This window comes from Xanthomonas sp. NCPPB 1325 (assembly GCF_041477645.2).
Lineage (GTDB): Bacteria > Pseudomonadota > Gammaproteobacteria > Xanthomonadales > Xanthomonadaceae > Xanthomonas > Xanthomonas cannabis.
In genome coordinates this window covers 1,468,780-1,485,227 of the sequence record NZ_CM192985.1, presented here as the reverse complement: position 1 = coordinate 1,485,227, position 16,448 = coordinate 1,468,780, and the positions used below count along the sequence as shown (strand labels likewise).

General features: G+C 67.9%; 14 protein-coding genes. 6 read left to right on the top strand and 8 right to left on the bottom strand.

Going from position 1 to position 16,448, the window contains the following annotated elements:
* Positions 1–128: 128 nt before the first annotated feature.
* From ACCQ10_RS06195 to lexA, 3 genes are read right to left on the bottom strand one after another with little or no spacing between them, the layout of a single operon-like run.
* Complete coding sequence (locus ACCQ10_RS06195) at positions 129–1,547, bottom strand: Y-family DNA polymerase (RefSeq protein ID WP_372362513.1); 1,419 nt, start codon at positions 1,545–1,547, stop codon at positions 129–131.
* Between the two features lie 9 nt (positions 1,548–1,556).
* Positions 1,557–2,210 carry a translesion DNA synthesis-associated protein ImuA gene (imuA, locus tag ACCQ10_RS06190; protein WP_372362512.1) on the bottom strand — a complete coding sequence of 218 codons (654 nt, stop codon included), beginning with the start codon at positions 2,208–2,210 and terminating at the stop codon, positions 1,557–1,559.
* Between the two features lies 1 nt (position 2,211).
* Positions 2,212–2,817: a transcriptional repressor LexA gene (gene lexA / locus ACCQ10_RS06185; protein ID WP_372362511.1), complete on the bottom strand. Its 606-nt coding sequence runs from the start codon at positions 2,815–2,817 to the stop codon at positions 2,212–2,214.
* 149 nt (positions 2,818–2,966) lie between these two features.
* Between lexA and ACCQ10_RS06180 the strand changes: the two genes are divergently transcribed.
* On the top strand, positions 2,967–3,188 hold the full coding sequence (locus tag ACCQ10_RS06180; protein WP_166751276.1) for an AbrB/MazE/SpoVT family DNA-binding domain-containing protein: 222 nt from the start codon (positions 2,967–2,969) through the stop codon (positions 3,186–3,188).
* Between the two features lie 9 nt (positions 3,189–3,197).
* The gene (locus ACCQ10_RS06175) at positions 3,198–3,623 is read left to right on the top strand and encodes a type II toxin-antitoxin system death-on-curing family toxin (protein ID WP_039413334.1); all 426 of its coding nucleotides are present in this window, start codon (positions 3,198–3,200) and stop codon (positions 3,621–3,623) included.
* Between the two features lie 201 nt (positions 3,624–3,824).
* On the opposite strand, the gene ACCQ10_RS06170 is transcribed toward ACCQ10_RS06175, so the two are convergent.
* The 4 genes from ACCQ10_RS06170 to ACCQ10_RS06155 form a co-directional block, all read right to left on the bottom strand.
* Entirely contained in the window at positions 3,825–4,340 is a 516-nt protein-coding gene (locus ACCQ10_RS06170) for a DUF6496 domain-containing protein (protein WP_372363065.1), read from the bottom strand.
* 183 nt (positions 4,341–4,523) lie between these two features.
* Complete coding sequence (locus ACCQ10_RS06165) at positions 4,524–4,865, bottom strand: cupin domain-containing protein (protein WP_372362510.1); 342 nt, start codon at positions 4,863–4,865, stop codon at positions 4,524–4,526.
* 63 nt (positions 4,866–4,928) lie between these two features.
* The gene (locus ACCQ10_RS06160; protein WP_184385714.1) at positions 4,929–5,522 is read right to left on the bottom strand and encodes a GIY-YIG nuclease family protein; all 594 of its coding nucleotides are present in this window, start codon (positions 5,520–5,522) and stop codon (positions 4,929–4,931) included.
* Positions 5,519–6,850 carry a DUF763 domain-containing protein gene (locus ACCQ10_RS06155; protein ID WP_372362509.1) on the bottom strand — a complete coding sequence of 444 codons (1,332 nt, stop codon included), beginning with the start codon at positions 6,848–6,850 and terminating at the stop codon, positions 5,519–5,521. Before ACCQ10_RS06155 ends, ACCQ10_RS06160 begins: the two co-directional genes overlap by 4 nt.
* Positions 6,851–7,123: 273 nt before the next feature.
* Here ACCQ10_RS06155 and ACCQ10_RS06150 point away from each other — a divergent pair, with 273 nt between their 5' ends.
* The 4 genes from ACCQ10_RS06150 (at position 7,124) to ACCQ10_RS06135 (ending at position 13,568) form a co-directional block, all read left to right on the top strand.
* A complete protein-coding gene (locus ACCQ10_RS06150; RefSeq protein ID WP_104581140.1) occupies positions 7,124–7,702 on the top strand; it encodes a (2Fe-2S)-binding protein in 579 nt (192 codons plus the stop codon).
* Positions 7,675–8,763 carry an FAD binding domain-containing protein gene (locus ACCQ10_RS06145; protein WP_184552510.1) on the top strand — a complete coding sequence of 363 codons (1,089 nt, stop codon included), beginning with the start codon at positions 7,675–7,677 and terminating at the stop codon, positions 8,761–8,763. Before ACCQ10_RS06150 ends, ACCQ10_RS06145 begins: the two co-directional genes overlap by 28 nt.
* A complete protein-coding gene (locus ACCQ10_RS06140) occupies positions 8,760–11,057 on the top strand; it encodes a xanthine dehydrogenase family protein molybdopterin-binding subunit (protein ID WP_372362508.1) in 2,298 nt (765 codons plus the stop codon). Before ACCQ10_RS06145 ends, ACCQ10_RS06140 begins: the two co-directional genes overlap by 4 nt.
* Positions 11,058–11,282: 225 nt before the next feature.
* Positions 11,283–13,568 carry a glycoside hydrolase family 3 N-terminal domain-containing protein gene (locus tag ACCQ10_RS06135; protein ID WP_372362507.1) on the top strand — a complete coding sequence of 762 codons (2,286 nt, stop codon included), beginning with the start codon at positions 11,283–11,285 and terminating at the stop codon, positions 13,566–13,568.
* 269 nt (positions 13,569–13,837) lie between these two features.
* Here the strand turns inward: ACCQ10_RS06135 and ACCQ10_RS06130 are convergent, their stop codons facing one another.
* Entirely contained in the window at positions 13,838–16,372 is a 2,535-nt protein-coding gene (locus ACCQ10_RS06130) for an excinuclease ABC subunit UvrA (RefSeq protein WP_372362506.1), read from the bottom strand.
* Positions 16,373–16,448: the final 76 nt, after the last annotated feature.

Genomic DNA, 16,448 nt, shown 5'->3' with positions numbered 1-16,448 from the left:
GTGCGCGGCAGATCGCGTCGCCGCAGGTCCTGCCGCGTTTTGTCTGGAGCCGTGGCACCGGCCGCGTGCCCCCAGCCGCAATGAGCAGCCAAGCTGCACGTTCTCCGATACCGCGCGGGTGTGCGCGCTCATGCGAACCACCCATGCAGCATCCAGCCATCCACCCGGCCCGGTGCGGCGAATGCCCAACCGCGCCGGCCGCGCGTGGTTTCCACCACGTAGTAATCGCGACGCGCGTCGTCGTCGTCCCACCAGCCGCTTTCCAGCCGCTCCGGCCCGGACACGATGCGCAACTGCGGGTCGTGCAGCGGTACCGGCTGCGGCAACAGCCAGGTGGGGCGTGGCGGACGTGGCGGCGCGGCGGTTTCGCGCAGCGCATCGCCGATGGCGCGACGCCAGGCGCGTTCCGGGCGCGGGTCGTCGGCCGGCAGCACGCGATACACCGCCTCGTCGCCCAACCGCGCACGCAAGCGTTCGCGCAGCTGCGGCCAGTCCACCGATTGCTGCGCACGTTGATCGAACAGGTCGCGCATGGCCGGCACGAACGGCGGCAGTTGCCGCGCCAGCAGCCGCATCGCCACCACCGGGCGCGGAATCTCCACCCGCTCCAGCCGGTTGCGCGCCAGCTCGAACAGCAGCGTGGGCGTGCGCTCCGGCGTGAGCAGACCGATCTCGACGTCGGTGGCGCCCTCTTCGTGTTCCAGGCGCAGCAAAAACCGCTGTACGCCGCCATCGCGAATGGACAGATACGTGCACAGGTCGCCGATCAGCCGGCGCAGCGGAAACAGCAGCGCCGGATGCGTTTCCACCTCGTAGCCCAGCTCCACGCGGTGGTCGAAATGGTCTGGCGGCGCGTAGCACTCCAGCGGGTCGTCGACGGTGCCGTAGAGGCGATCCAGGTGATCCAGCAGGCTGGCACCGAAGCGTCGACGCAGCCCGTCGCGCGGCAAGCCACGCACCGCCGCGAGCGTGCGCACGCCCATGTGCTGCAGGCGCTCGCCGGTATCGTCGGGCAATGCAGCGCGGCGCACAGGCACCTTGTCGAGCGTGCTGTGCAGGGCCGGCAATTGCGTCACCACCATGCCATCGCGCAGGCCGGCCAGTACGCGCGCGGCGCGCGGCGTGGGTGCCAGCGCCAGCCGGTGCTGGAAGCCCAGCGCCTGCAGCTCGTCGCGCAGGCGCCGCTCGAAGCGTGGCCAGGGGCCGAACAAGCGAAAGCTGGCGCCGGCTTCCAGCACGATGGCGCGCGACCACTGCTGGCTCACCAGCGAGCTGTGCCGGTAGGCCCAGGCGGCCAGAAAGCGCTGCGTGCGTGCTTCGTTCTGTGCGTCGTAATCGATCGTGCGTACCTGCGTCATCAAGGCATGCGCCGCCGACAAGCGCATACCCGGTTTGAGCCCCGCCTGCGCGGCGGCGAGATTGACCGAGTGCAGGCTGCGCAGCTGCGCCGGCCCCTGCACCAGCACCAACGGCGCGTGTGGCGCTTCAAGCCGCCGGAGAACGGCGTCCAGTGCCAGCTGCGGCAACAAGATGCAGGCCCACAACATGCACGCGCCTCAATGCGCCAGCCGCAACGGCTGCGAGGGCACTTGCCCGCCGCGGCATTTGCGCACCTGCCAGGCATCGCGCTCGGGCAGAAATTCCAGCCGCAGGGCCGCCGGCGATGCATTGACCGCATGGCGGCGGTCGCGCAACGCAAACGCGCAGCAGTTGCCGCTGTCGGCTGCCACCTGCAGCCGCCGCAATGCGCGTGCATCGCCGGTCTGCGGCCAGCCCAGCACCGCCGCGCAGGCGCCACTGCGCAGGCATTGTTCGAACGCCCACAAGGCGTCGCGCGGCTCGGCCTTCACCACCTCCAGATGTTCCAGCACCACCCCGCCCGCCTGCCAGGCCGGCGCATACGGAATGAACGGCGGGGCCACCAACACCACCCGGCTGCTGGCAGCGGTCATGCGTGCCAGGGTGGGCAACAACAAGGCGATTTCGCCCACGCCGTGGGCAGGCAACAGCAACTCGGTCAGCGCACGCCGCGGCCAGCCGCCGTCGGGCAGCAGCGCATCGAGTGCGGCATGCCCGGTGGCTTCGCCGCCATTGGCGGTGGCCGTGCCATGGCCGGCCCGCCACACCGTGCGCGCGGCCAGCAAGGCATCCAGCGGCAACGCCAGCGCCGCATTGCCGTGTTGTCTGGTGCGCGCGGGCTCCTGGCTCATGTCAGCCCTGCCGGATCAGGCCGCAGTACAGTCCTTCGATCGCGAAGTCGGCATCGGCTGCCACCACGATCGGCGCATGCGCGCGGTTACGCGGCAGCAGGCGGATGCGCTCGGGCCCAAGCTCCAGGCGCTTGATGGTGATTTCGCCGTCCACCCGCGCCACCACGATCTGCCCATCGCGCGCCTCGTTGCTGCGATGCACGCCCACCAGGTCGCCATCCAGGATGCCGTCGTCGATCATCGAATCGCCCTGCACTTTCAGCAGGTAATCCGGGCGCAGCGAAAACAGCGCGCGATCCAGCCAGAGCTGACGCTCCAGGCCGATGTCTGCGCCGATCGGCACACCCGCCGCCACCCGCCCCAGCACCGGCAAGGCCAGCACCGCATCGCGTCTTGCCCCGCCGGGCATGCGGATGCCGCGCTTCTGGTTGGGCAGCAGCTCGATCAACCCGGCCTCGGCCAGGGCCTGCACATGCTTTTGCGCCGCGTTGCGCGAGGCAAAGCCGAAGGCCTGCGCAATCTCGGCCAGGCTGGGCGACACACCGGCGCCGCCCTGCTCTTGCAGGAAGGCCAACACCGCAGCGCGTTGAGGAGACAGTGGGGGCATGGCAACGGCGGCCGAACGGGACAAGGTGTACATTTGTACACCCATCGGTCGCAGCAGACGAGATTGGCTTGCTGAGCCGATTCAGCCGGGCCGGCTTGCGAGCGGGTCACTGGGGAGTTATAACTTACGTATTAACGCAAGGTGCCGCCATGAAACTCAAGATCACTGCCATCGGCAATTCCTCCGGCGTCATCCTGCCCAAGGAACTGCTTGCCCGCCTGCGCCTGGGCAAGGGCGACGAACTCTATGCGCTGGAAACGCCAGACGGCATCAAGCTGACCGCATTCGACCCTACATTGGCTGCGCAGATGGATGTGGCCGAGCAGGTGATGCGTGACCGCCGCACTTTGCTCAACAAACTGGCACAGTAACGCGCACGCATGCTCATCTGGATCGAGCGGCCACTTGTCTTGGCCATTCACGATCGCCAGCTGGCCGAACATGGCGGCGGGAGCGGTGTGCGTGACGATGCGCTACTCGATTCGGCGCTTGCCAGACCGAAACAACTGGCTGCCTATGGCGACCCGCCACCGGACCTGGCGGCGCTTGCAGCGAGCCTGGCGTATGGCCTGGCCCGTAACCATCCATTTGTCGATGGCAACAAGCGCACCGCAGCAGTGGCCTGCGAAACCTTCATTGTGCTCAACGGCGCCACCTTGGTGGCGGGCGATCTGGAACTCTACGGGTTTTATATCGGCTTGGCGGACGGCTCGCTCGATGAAGCCGCTTGTGCCGCTTGGCTGCGTCCACGTTTGCAATCCCGGCACCAGCAGCGTGTGCATGAATCAGCACCGACCTACGGCTGAGTGACCGCCGGAGCGGCACTATTCGTGCGTGCCGCGTGGCAGCACTTCTTGCTGAGCGTGGCAGGCATAAATAAAAGTGACCGCGCAACCAATCACCTGGAGAGTCGATTCTCGGTGGCATGGCATGCGCCCGTTGCGCGCCAATCCCCTCACGCCGTCCCACTCCGGCTTACGACTGCGCGCTACGTTCGTACTCGCCGTCTAAGCGTCTTTGGCTTCGGCACGCTTACGCGTTGCAGCTGCCTTCTTCGCGGCCGCCTTGCGCACTGCAGGACCCTTGGTCGTTGCGGCTTTTTTCGCTGCTGTCGAGCGATCACTGGCTGTGCGCTTTTTGGCGGCGCCCTTGGTCTGCGTGGACAAGGCCTGCTTGCTTACCGTCTTCTTGGCGGTGGTGTTTTTGCTGGCAGTCTTCAAGGCTTTCTTGGCGCCGGCCGAGCGCGTGGGCGACACCGGCTTTTTGGAAGTTGCAGCGGCGCTGTCCTGTGCGGCTTTCTTCTTGGTGGCTTTGGACGCGGAACCGGACGGTGCAACATCTACGCCATCGCGGCGCGCCTTGGACAGCCCGATCGCGATGGCCTGCTTGGTGCTTTTGACTCCATGCGCGCCTTCGCGCACCTGTTCGATTTCTTCTTTGACGTATTCGCCGGCCTGGGTACTGGGCGATTTTCCTTCGCGCTTGTCCTTGTCGGCAGCGCGGCGCGTTTTGGTCTGTGGCATGGCACTTCCCGGGCTGTGGATGGCAGCCCGATGTAACAAGCGCGGCGTCAATATGCAGTGGGCGCAATACTCACCTGACGTTGAAGCGTTCCTGGCGCCACCCCAGGCCTGTGCATGCGCCTGGCTTAGGCAAGACTGAGCGCATCGGCCAGCGAATGTATGCGTCACCGCGCTCAGCTCACACTACGCTTCGCCAGCCGGTAGCGGCTCACCTTGCGCATCGTAGGCGGGTGGGTGATAGAAGTTGACGGTCTTCAATGGCATGTGCCCGGTGTTGCGGATCTCGTGCGTTTCACCGCGCTCGATGGCGATCAGGCAACCGGCCTGCAGCGCATGCGCCTGCCCCTCGACCACTGCCACGCCGGTGCCGTCCACCACGTACAGCCATTGATCGGCGCCGCGGTGGCGGTTGCCGGGCCCGCCTTCGCCCTCGCCCGGCGCGATCACCATTTCGGCGGCCTGCACTTGCCGCACCGAAAACAGCACCTTGAACGCATCGGTCAACGTCAGCTGTGCACTGCGCATGTGGCATCTCCTCGGGATTTCCGCGATGCTGGGCCGCCACGCGTCAACGCGCTGGCAACGCGCTCATGGGTGACGGCAGTACCACGCCCAGACCTGGTCGGGCAGGTGCGCCTGCAGCGGCAGATCCAGCGCACGATACCCATCGAGCACATCGCGTAGCGCGCGTTGCGCCGGCGTGGTGCCGAGCAGGCCATCCAGTTCGTCCGGGCTCAACTGCACGGCCGACCAGTCGTACAGGCGATCGATCCGCTGCGTCATCGCCGCCTGCAGCCAATCGCGCAGCACAAAGACGTGATACCCCTGCGTCTGCAGGTCAGCCACCGCCAGTTCCAGCGCCTGGCTCACCCCACGAAACCACTCGGTATGCCCGCCTGCCATCGCACGGATGGCCAAGGGCGCCGGCGCGTTGTGCGCAAGCAACGGGCGGCGCAGTTGCAGCTCCAGGTCGCGCGCATCGCGCTCACGCTCGGCTTCCACCAACAGCCCGCGCTCCAGATCGAAAAAATCGAACCAGCGCGGGTGCAGGCTGCCGATGCGTCCCAACGGGTCGCGCGAGAAACCGATCTTGCAATGGTCTTCCCATTGGCACGGGAACACGTAGGTGAAGCAGCGTCCGTCGGTGGCGACCGTCGTGGCGCGGCGTGCCCGCGTGCTCACCGCTGCCCCGCACGCGCACGCACTGGCGCAGCGGGTTGTGACGGTGACGGCGCCGGCTCCCAGCCGAAGACGCTGCGCCCGCCGTAACGGTGCGAATCGCGGCGTTCCTGCGCGATGTACTCCTCCACCGTGGGACCTTGCGCACTGGCTTCGAGCCGGCGCGCCTGCGCGTCCAGCCGTGCGATCGCCTGCAAGCGTTCGTCGTTGCCCAGTTTGGCCTGCTGCATCGCCTGCTTGAGTACGCCGATGGTGTGATCGAGCACGCGCGTGGGCACCGGAAACGGCTGCCGGTCCTTGCCGCCATGGGCCAATGAAAAGCGCGCCGGGTCGCTGAAACGGCATGGCGTGCCATGCACCACCTCGGCCACCATCGCCAGCGAACGCAAGGTCCGCGCACCTACGCCAGGTACTTGCAGCAATGCGGTGAAATCGCGCGGGCCGGCTTCGGCGGCAGCGGCCAGGCTGGCGTGCAGCCGCTGGACGATCACGTTTTCGCTGCGCACGTCGTGATGCTCGGGCATGGACAGATGCGGTTGCTGCGCCGGGTCCCAACCGTGCGCGGCAAACAGATCGCCAGTCACCGGGCCTTGCGCAGCGGGCGCCGCTACAGGCGCTTCCACACCCGCAATCCGCTGCCATTCACGCGCTAGCTGATCCGGCGCGGTGCTGCGCAGCAACTCCACCTGCGCCTCACGCGAGGCGGCGGCCCGTTGATCTGCAAGATTGACGATCCTGCCCTGATGCTCCCCGTCGATGGCTGCATGCGGCGCATCCACGAAACTGCTCAGCCCCTCGGAGAGCCAGTGATACCGGCGCGCCTGCTTGCGTTGCCCATGCATGCCCTGCTGCACCACCACCCAGCGGCCGTCGTCGCTGACGATGAAACCGTGCAGGTACAGGTCGAAACCGTCCTGCACTGCCGCGCTGTCGACCTTGGCCACCAGCCGGCTGGCCTGCGCCAATGCCGCGCCATCGAGCCCCACCGCGTCGCCCACCGCCAGCAGCTCGGCCGGTGTGGCGCGCGAATGCCGGCCGCGCCCGCCACACACATGGATGCCCAGCTCGCCAGCCAGAGGCGTCAGCCCACGCTTGAGCGCGCCGATCACGCTGGTGGTGATGCCGGACGAATGCCAGTCCATGCCCATCACCGCACCGAACGACTGAAACCAGAACGGATGCGCAAGCCGACGCAACAACTCATCGCGTCCATAGCTGTGCACGATGGCCTCGCACATCACCGCACCCAGCCGCGTCATCCGCTGCCCCAGCCATTGCGGCACGCGTCCGCCATGCAAGGGAAGATCTGCACTGCCGCCGCGCCGGCTCATGACTGCCACTGCTTGTTCATGCCATCAGAATACCGGCGCTACGTCGCATCCGCTGGGACGCAGCTGTTGCAGCGCGCCGCATTGCTGACGAATTCAGTTCGGAGCGCTTGCAGCCTCGCAGCGGATCAGCATGCCCTTCACGACAGGGGTGCAACCGTCACAGCGCTGCAGATGCGCGATATCACCTCGAATGAATAGAGGAGGTGGTCACTCTGCGTTGACCCCTTCGTCGTCAAGGTGGTGGCCCTCCTCAGCCATCGCCACGGGGTTCGCATGAATGCCACGCCCGCCACTGCCCATGAAACGGCACCGGCCACCGCCACTGCCCCTGCGCCGACTTATCCGGTGAATCTGCGCATCAACGGCCAGCCCTATCACCTCCAGCTCGAAGCCTGGGTCAGCCTGCTCGATCTGTTGCGCGACCGGCTCGATCTGACCGGCAGCAAGAAGGGCTGCGACCACGGCCAGTGCGGTGCCTGCACGGTGCTGGTCGACGGGCGCCGCATCAACAGCTGCCTGACCCTGGCGGTGATGCAGGACGGCGCCGACATCACCACCATCGAAGGCCTGGCCGATGGCGAGCAATTGCACCCGTTGCAGCGCGCCTTCATCGACCACGATGCCTTCCAGTGCGGTTACTGCACGCCGGGCCAGCTGTGTTCCGCGGTGGGCCTGATCAACGAGGGCAAGGCGCACGATCGCGATCAGGTGCGCGAGCTGATGAGCGGCAATCTGTGCCGCTGCGGTGCCTATCCGCAGATCACCGATGCGGTGATGGAGGTCCTGGGCAAGCCCGGCGACAGCCGCGACAGCGCCACCACGCCGTGGACGCCCGGGACGGTGCCGGCATGATTCCGCTCAGCTACGCGCGCCCGGACAGCATCGATGCCGCGCTCACCGCCATCGCGCCGCGTGGGGATGATCCGCATCCGGTACCCGCAGACGCGCCGGTGCGGTTGATTGCCGGCGGCACCAACCTCACCGACCTGATGAAGCTGCAGCTGATGCGGCCCAGCAGCCTGGTCGACATCAACCGCTTGCCGCTGGACAGCATCACCACGCTGCCGGACGGCGGGCTGCGTCTGGGTGCGTTGGCACGCAATGCCGATACCGCCTACCACCCGGAGGTGGAAACGCGCTATCCGTTGCTGAGCGCGGCCATCCTGGCCGGTGCCTCGCCGCAGATCCGCAACATGGCCAGCAATGGCGGCAACCTGCTGCAGCGCACGCGCTGCATGTATTTCTATGACCGTGCCACGCCCTGCAACAAGCGCGCACCGGGCAGCGGCTGTTCGGCCATTGGCGGGCTCACCAAGTACAACGCCATTCTCGGCGCCAGCGCGCACTGCATCGCCACGCACCCTTCAGACATGTGCGTGGCGTTGGCTGCGTTGAATGCGGTGGTGCATGTGCAGGGCCCGCAGGGCGAACGCGCCATTGCCTTCCCTGATTTCCATCGCCTGCCCGGCGACCATCCGGAGCTGGACAGCACCCTGGCGCCGGACGAGTTGATCGTGCACATCGACCTGCCCGACGCGCAGCGCTTTGTCGCCCACAGCGCTTATCTCAAAATCCGCGAGCGCCTGTCGTATGCGTTCGCGCTGGTGTCGGTTGCCGCCGCGCTGGATCTGACAGAGGACGGCAGCATCGGCGAGGTGCGCGTCGCGCTCGGCGGCGTGGCGCACAAGCCATGGCGCAAGCCCGATGCCGAAGCGCAGCTGGTGGGTCTGCCCGCCAACGCCGAGACCTTCGCACGCCTGGCAGATGCGCTGCTGCAGGGCGCACAGTCGCAAGGCGAAAACGGCTTCAAGCTGCCGCTGGCGCGTCGCGCCATCGTGCGCGCACTGGAGGTCGCACGCGAAGGCACCATCGACAACCGCGGGCGCACCAGCGCGCTGGAGGAATCGCCATGAATGCACGCAGCACCGACCTGTCCAACACCGAACTGACGCCACCGGTTGCCGACCAGGGCACCGGTTTTCGCCCGACCGGCACCGGTGTCCCGCGCATCGACGGGCGCGCAAAGGTCACCGGCCAGGCACGCTATGCCGCCGAATGGCCGGTGCCGGACCTGGCCTATGGCGTGGTGGTCAGCAGCAGCATCGCAAAGGGAACCATCGTCGGCTTCGACCTGGCCGCCGCGCGTGCGGTACCGGGCGTGCTGGACATCATCACCCATGAAAACCGTCCGCACATGCGCGGCATGGACCTGTTCTACAAGGACATGACCGCACCGGCCGGCTCGCCATTCCGCCCGTTGTACGACAACACCGTGCTGTACAGCGGGCAGCCGATCGCCTTGGTGGTGGCCGAGACCTTCGAAGCAGCGCGTCACGCCGCGCATCTGGTGCAGGTGGACTACGCACAGGAGCCGCATGACACCAACCTGATGACCAATCTGGACCGGGCGCACAAGCCCAAGGCGATGAAGGCCGGCTTCTCGCCGCCGCCCAAGGACAAGGGCGAGCCGGACACCGCGTTCGTCAATGCCGCCTGCCAGGTGCAGGGCGACTATTACAGCGGCGTGGAGCATCACAATCCGATGGAATTGTTCGCCTCCACCGTCATCCGTGAGGCGGACGGCCACTTCACCATCTACGACAAGACCCAGGGCTCGCAAAACAGCCGTTGGTATGTGTCGCACGTGTTTGGCCTGAGCAAGCGCAAGGTCACCGTGCGCAACCCGTATGTGGGCGGTGCCTTCGGTTCGGGCCTGCGCCCGCAATATCAGCTCGCCTTGGCGGTGATGGCCTCGATCCTGCTGGATCGCTCGGTGCGGGTGGTGCTCACCCGCCAACAGATGTTCACCTTCGGCCACCGCCCGGAAACCGTGCAGCGGCTCAAGCTCGGCGCCGACCGCGACGGCACGTTGCGTGCGATCTGGCACGAGGCCATCGCCGAAACCTCGCGCATCGAGGATTACGTGGAGGTGGTGGTCAACTGGAGCGGCCAGCTGTACGCCTGCGACAACGTGCATCTGGGCTACAACCTGGTCAGCCTGGACCAGTACAGCCCGATGGACATGCGCGCGCCTGGCGCCACCCATGGCGTGCATGCGCTGGAAGTGGCGATGGACGAGCTGGCCTACGAGGTCGGTATCGACCCGTTGGCGTTGCGGTTGAAGAATTACGCCGAGGTCAATCCGGCCGACGACAAGCCGTTCTCCACCAAGGCGCTGCGCGAGTGCTACCAGCAAGGCGCCGAACGCTTTGGTTGGGCGCAGCGCCCCATGCAACCGCGTGCGCGCAAGGAAGGCAGCGAGTGGGTGGGCTGGGGCATGGCCACCGGGCAGTGGGATGCCATGCAGATGTTTGCACGTGCGCACGCCGTGCTACGTGCCGATGGCCACCTGGTGGTGAGCAGCGCCGCCAGCGATATCGGTACCGGCACCTACACGGTGATGGCGATGATCGCCGCCGAGGCGCTGGGCCTGCCGCTGGAGCAGGTGACCTTCCAGCTGGGCGATTCCACCCTGCCCGTCGCGCCCATCGAAGGCGGCTCCTCGCATGTCAGCACGGTGGGTTCGGCCGTGGATGGGGTCTGCGGCAAATTGCGCACCAAATTGTTCCGGTTGGCGCAGGCCTTGCCCGACTCGCGCTTTGCGCGGGTCAAGCAGGACGCTGTGGTGTTTGCCGATGGGGCCATTGCCTTGCGTGGCGACGCCGGCAGTGCGATCGCGCTACCAGCGTTGCTGCGCGCGGCCGAGCTGGAGCAGATCGAGGACAAGTTCCTGCTGCTGCCCAACGTGCTCAAGCAGCGCAAGTACACCCGCGCCACGCATGGCGCAGTCTTCGTGGAAGTGCGGGTGGACGAGGAACTAGGCACGGTACGGGTGACGCGCGTGGTCAGCGCCATTGCCGCAGGACGCATCCTCAACCCCACCACCGCGCGCAGCCAGATCATCGGCGGCGTGGTGTGGGGCATCGGCCAGGCCCTGCACGAACACACCCAGTCCGACCATCGTTTCGGCCGCTTCATGAATCACGACCTGGCGCTGTACCACGTCTCGGCCAACGCCGACATCCACGACATCGAGGTGATCTTTGCCGATGAAGACGACCGCGTGGTCAGTAGCCTGGGCGCCAAGGGCGTGGGCGAGATCGGGCAGGTCGGCGTGTCGGCGGCCATCTGCAATGCGATCTTCCACGCCACCGGCAAACGCATCCGCAGCACGCCGATGACGCCGGACAAGGTGATGGCGGACTGAGCGATTGGCCGCGGATGCGTCCATCCGCGGCGTGACCACAACGGCAACGCACGGGCTCGACAGTGCACGATGTCGGGCCCGTCGCGTCTTGCGACTACATCGCTGGCACTGCGCATTGCACAGGCCAGTTCCTCCGAAGCGGCCACATCAAATGCGAACGCCACCGGCGCGAATGCCGCGGCGCTGCTGTAGCGTGAGCGGACCTCCGCCCACCGCAAGGCTCGTATGGCACCGCGCACCACCCGTCGACAGTTGCTCCGCGGTGCGGCCACGCTGGCCGTGCTCAGCCGGGTCCCGAGCGGTTGGGCGCTGCCGCCCGCCCCCGCGCGCGGGCCGGCCTTTATCGAAGACCTGATTGCACGCATGACGCTGGAGGAAAAGGCCGGCCAGCTCAGTCTTTTCAGCTCGGCAGAACAGATCGACAAGGCCATCGTCGCCAACCCGATCCACAAGGACGCGGCCGGCCGCACCCAGCTGGCGGCGGCGCGCGCCGGGCAGCTGACCGGGGTTTTCAACGGCTCCAACGTGCGCTGGCATCGGCAGTTGCAGCAGGCCGCCATGCAGAGCCGGTTGAAAATCCCATTGGTCTTTGCCGCCGACGTGATCCATGGCTACACCACGGTCTTTCCGGTGCCGCTGGGCGAAGCGGCCAGCTTCGAGCCGGAGCTGGCGCAACGCACCGCGCGTGCCGCCGCGATGGAAGCCAGCGCGGTCGGCATCGACTGGACATTCGCGCCGATGGTGGACATCGCCCGCGATGCCCGTTGGGGCCGCGGGGTGGAAGGCGCCGGCGAAGACGTGCTGCTGGCGCAGCAGTTTGCGCAGGCACGCGTGCGTGGCTTCCAGGGCGAGGCCGGGCTGGCGCATGCCGATGCGCTTGCCGCCTGCCCCAAGCATTTTGCCGCCTATGGCGCGGCCGAAGGCGGCCTGGACTACGCCCGCGTGGACATCTCCGAGCGCGCGTTGCGCGAGGTATATCTGCCTCCGTTCCAAGCCGCCTTCGACGCCGGCGCGGTGACCACCATGGCCGCGTTCAACGCGCTGTCGGGTGTGCCGGCAACCGCCAACGCCTGGTTGCTGGGCACGGTGCTGCGGCAGGACCTGCAGTACCGCGGCCTGGTGGTGTCCGACTTCACCGCCGACCAGGAACTGGTGGCGCATGGCGTGGCCGCCGACGACCGCGACGCGGCACGGCTGGCGTTTCTGGCCGGCGTGGACATCAGCATGGAGAGCGGCCTGTATCTGCGCCATCTGCCGGCGCTGGTGGCCGCGGGCGTGGTGCCGATGCAGCGCCTGGACGCCTCGGTGCGCCGGGTGCTGGGTTTCAAGGCGGCATTGGGGTTGTTCGACGACCCGTTCCGGCGTCTGCAGCCGGCACGGGCGCAGCCGCGCCAGCGCCAGGCAGACACGCTGGCGCTGGCGCGCGAGGCCGCCTGCAAGTCGGTGGTGCTGCTGAAAAACGAACGCGAGCTGCTGCCCCTGCAGCGCAGCGGGCAACGTATTGCGCTGATCGGGCCGATGGCGCGCGACTGGGTCAACCACGCCGGGCCATGGAGCCTGTTCGACCAGGAAGACCGCAACAACACCGTGGCCGCGGCCGTGGCGCGTGCCATGGCCGACCCGCAGCTGCTGCAGGTGGTGGACGGGTGCGGCTTCGACCAGCCGCTGCCCGGCGGCGTGCAGGCCGCCGTGACGGCCGCGCGCACGGCCGACGTGGCCCTGCTGGCGGTCGGCGAACCGATGACCTACTCCGGCGAGGCGCAATCGCGGACCGAGATCGTCCTGCCGGACGTGCAACAGCAGGTGCTGGCAGCGGTGGCGGCCACCGGCACACCCGTCGTGTTGCTGCTCAGCACCGGCCGAGCGCTGGCGCTGCAAGGCCCGGCGCTGCAAAGCGCAGCGATCCTGGTCACCTGGTTCCTGGGTTCGCAGGCCGGCAACGCCATGGCCGACATCCTGTTCGGTGCGCAGGCACCCAGCGGCCGCCTGCCGGTGAGTTTTCCGCAGGCGGCGGGCCAGGTGCCCTACACCTACGCGCATCCGCCCAGCGGCCGGCCCAATCTGGACCCGGCCGCCTTGCAGCCGTACACCACGCATTACCGCGACGTGCCCAATACGGCGCTGTTCCCGTTCGGCCATGGCCTGACCTACGGCCGCATCGACTACAGCGACCTGCGCCTGAGCGCACCGCACCTGACCGCCACCGGCCGCCTGCAGCTCAGCGCGCGCATCGGCAACCGCGGCAGCCGCGATGCAGACGAAGTGGTGCAGCTGTATGTGCGCGACCGCACCGCCAGCGTCACCCGCCCGGTGCGCGAGCTCAAGGGGTTCCGCAAGGTCAGGGTGCCGGCCGGCGCGAGTGTCGAGGTGCAGTTCGAGCTGCGCCGCGAGCACCTGCTGTTTGTCGGGCAGGCCATGACGCCGACCGTGGAGCCTGGCGTGTTCGATGTGTGGATCGCGCCGTCGGCCGAAGCCGATGGCGTGAGCGGCAGATTCGAACTGCTGGGATGAGCGCGCCGATGTCGCCGCAGTCGTTGCGCGTTGCGTTGCGCTTGATTGCAGAGCCCGGGCATTGCGGCAGCGGCAGCGGCAGCGGCAGCATCGCAGCACGCGCCGGCTGTTGACGCAGCGGCCGGCCGGCGGCCACGCAAGGCATCAACGCGATGCGTCGGCGCCAGCGCGCGCGACCACACTGGCGGTGCGCACTGCGCACGCGCATCCGGCGCGCTGCATCGCCGGCACACGCAGCCTGCGATGCCGGCCACCGGCGCCAGCCCTGCCTATTTCCCCGCCAGCACCTGCGCCAGAAACGGCGCCGTGCGGCTGCCACGCTGCCGCGCAACCTGGGCCGGCGCCCCCGCCGCTACCACACTGCCACCGGCACCACCGGCGCCCGGCCCCATGTCCAGCACCCAGTCGCTGCTGGCCGCCACGCGCATGTCGTGCTCGACCACGATGACCGTGTTGCCGGCATCCACCAGGCCCTGCAGCTGCGTCATCAAGGTGTCCACGTCGGCCGGATGCAGGCCGGTAGTGGGTTCGTCCAGCACATAGACGGTGTCGCGGCGTTGCGCACGCTGCAACTCGCTCGCCAGCTTGATGCGCTGCGCCTCGCCGCCGGAGAGTTCGGTGGCCGGCTGGCCCAGGCGCAGATACCCCAGCCCCACTTCGCGCAACACCTGCAGCGGCCGCAGCACGCTGGTGTCGCCGGCAAAAAAGTCGGCCGCCTGATCCACCGTCATCGCCAGCACCTGCGCAATGGTGTGCCCGCGCAGTTCGATCTCCAGGGTCTTGGCGTTGTAGCGTGCGCCGTGGCAAGTGGGGCACGGCGCATACACGCTGGGCATGAACAGCAATTCCACCGACACCGAGCCCTCGCCTTCGCAGGTGGCGCAACGGCCCTTGGCAACGTTGAAGGAGAACTGCCCGGGGTCGTAGCGTCGGCGGCGGGCGGTAGGCGTGGCGGCAAACAACTTGCGCACCGGGTCGAACAGGCCCGTGTAGGTGGCCAGATTGGAGCGCGGCGTGCGCCCGATCGGCTTCTGGTCCACGCGTACCAGCCGGCGCACCTGCTCCAGCCCGCCCACGATCGCCCCGCCCAACGGCGGCTGCGTGCCGCGCTCCAGCGGGTCCAGTGCCTCGTCTTCGTCTGCCGGCGTGTGCCCCAGGTGAGCCGCCAGCAGTTCCACCAGCGCCTGGCTCACCAGCGACGACTTGCCCGAGCCGGACACACCGGTGACGGTGGTGAACACGCCCAGCGGCAGATCCACGTCCAGCGCGTGCACATTGTTGCGGGTGATGCCGCGCAGCTGCAGCCAGCCAGTCGCCGCGCGCGCGCGGCTGTGTACCGGTGGCGGCGTGCCGAACAGATAGCGCCGCGTGGACGAGGCCTGCACCTGTTCCAATCCGGCAGGCGGGCCGCTGTACAACACCTGCCCGCCATGCACGCCGGCGGCCGGGCCCACATCCACGATCCAGTCGGCGTGACGGATCACGTCCACCTCGTGCTCGACCACGAACACCGAATTGCCGGCGGCCTTGAGCTGGTCCAATGCACCCAGCAGGGCCTGCGCATCGGCCGGATGCAGACCCGCCGATGGCTCGTCCATCACGTACACCACGCCGAACAACTGCGAGCGGATCTGCGTGGCAAGCCGCAGCCGTTGCAACTCGCCCGGCGACAGCGTGGGCGTGCTGCGTTCCAGGCTCAGATAGCCCAGCCCCAGCGCCTGCACCACTTCGATGCGCGCGCGCAGGTCGGCAGCGATACGTTGCGCGGCAATCGCCTGCTCCGGGTGGCAGGCAGCGCCCTTCCTGCTGCCTTGCGTGCGCACATCGGCCTGCGCGGCCGGGCGCAGCAACTCGGCCACCTCGTCCAGCGGTCGGCGCGACAGCTCGCCGATATCCAGCCCGGCAAAGGTCACCGACAGCGCCTCGCGGCGCAGCCGCTTGCCATCGCACTGCGGGCATTGCGTGCTGATCAGATACTGCGCCACGCGCTTTTTCATCTGCGCGCTCTGCGTGGTGGCAAAGGTGTGCAGCACATAGCGGCGCGCACTGGTGAAGGTGCCCATGTAGCTGGGCTCTTCCTTGCGTTTGAGGGCGCGCTTGACCTCGGCCAGGCTGTAGCCGGCATACACCGGCACCACCGGCTGTTCGTCGGTGTAGAGAATCCAGTCGCGGGTCTTCTTCGGCAGGCTGTGCCACGGCACATCCACGTCGTGGCCCAGCGTGGTCAGGATGTCGCGCTGGTTCTGCCCATGCCAGGCGCCCGGCCAGGCCGCCACCGCGCGGTCGCGGATGCTCAGGCTGCGGTCCAGCACCATGGTTGCCTCGGTGGCGTCGTAGATGCGGCCCAGGCCGTGGCAGGTGGGGCAGGCGCCGGCCGGCGTATTCGGCGAAAACCCGTCCGCGTAGATGATCTCCTGCCCCGGCGGGTAGCTGCCCGCACGCGAATACAGCATGCGCAGCGAGTTGGAGATGGTGGTGACGCTGCCCACCGACGACCGCGCACTCGGCGCGCCGCGCGCCTGCTGCAACGCCACCGCCGGCGGCAGGCCATCGATGGAATCCACCTCCGGCACGCCGACCTGGTCGATCAGCCGCCGCGCATAGGGCGAGATGGAATCCAGATAGCGCCGCTGCGCCTCGGCAAAGATGGTGCCGAATGCCAACGATGACTTGCCCGAACCGGACACACCGGTGAACACCACCAGCGCATCGCGTGGGATATCCACGTCCACATGCTGAAGATTGTGCTCGCGCGCACCACGCACGCGCACCAGGCCGGAAGAAGCAGACATTGCGTTGGGCATGACGGTAAAACCAGATCGACAAGGCCGCAGCCTAGCGCGCGCGGCATGCAGCCGATGTCAGCGCTTGCGGCCGGTG

What these genes read in the sequence shown, in the direction of transcription:
- ACCQ10_RS06195 (WP_372362513.1), bottom strand. Translation starts at nt 1,547, where the DNA reads ATGTTGTGGGCCTGCATCTTGTTGCCGCAGCTGGCACTGGACGCCGTT.
- imuA (WP_372362512.1), bottom strand. Translation starts at nt 2,210, where the DNA reads ATGAGCCAGGAGCCCGCGCGCACCAGACAACACGGCAATGCGGCGCTG.
- lexA (WP_372362511.1), bottom strand. Translation starts at nt 2,817, where the DNA reads ATGCCCCCACTGTCTCCTCAACGCGCTGCGGTGTTGGCCTTCCTGCAA.
- ACCQ10_RS06180 (WP_166751276.1), top strand. Translation starts at nt 2,967, where the DNA reads ATGAAACTCAAGATCACTGCCATCGGCAATTCCTCCGGCGTCATCCTG.
- ACCQ10_RS06175 (WP_039413334.1), top strand. Translation starts at nt 3,198, where the DNA reads ATGCTCATCTGGATCGAGCGGCCACTTGTCTTGGCCATTCACGATCGC.
- ACCQ10_RS06170 (WP_372363065.1), bottom strand. Translation starts at nt 4,340, where the DNA reads ATGCCACAGACCAAAACGCGCCGCGCTGCCGACAAGGACAAGCGCGAA.
- ACCQ10_RS06165 (WP_372362510.1), bottom strand. Translation starts at nt 4,865, where the DNA reads ATGCGCAGTGCACAGCTGACGTTGACCGATGCGTTCAAGGTGCTGTTT.
- ACCQ10_RS06155 (WP_372362509.1), bottom strand. Translation starts at nt 6,850, where the DNA reads ATGAGCCGGCGCGGCGGCAGTGCAGATCTTCCCTTGCATGGCGGACGC.
- ACCQ10_RS06150 (WP_104581140.1), top strand. Translation starts at nt 7,124, where the DNA reads ATGAATGCCACGCCCGCCACTGCCCATGAAACGGCACCGGCCACCGCC.
- ACCQ10_RS06140 (WP_372362508.1), top strand. Translation starts at nt 8,760, where the DNA reads ATGAATGCACGCAGCACCGACCTGTCCAACACCGAACTGACGCCACCG.
- ACCQ10_RS06135 (WP_372362507.1), top strand. Translation starts at nt 11,283, where the DNA reads ATGGCACCGCGCACCACCCGTCGACAGTTGCTCCGCGGTGCGGCCACG.
- ACCQ10_RS06130 (WP_372362506.1), bottom strand. Translation starts at nt 16,372, where the DNA reads ATGCCCAACGCAATGTCTGCTTCTTCCGGCCTGGTGCGCGTGCGTGGT.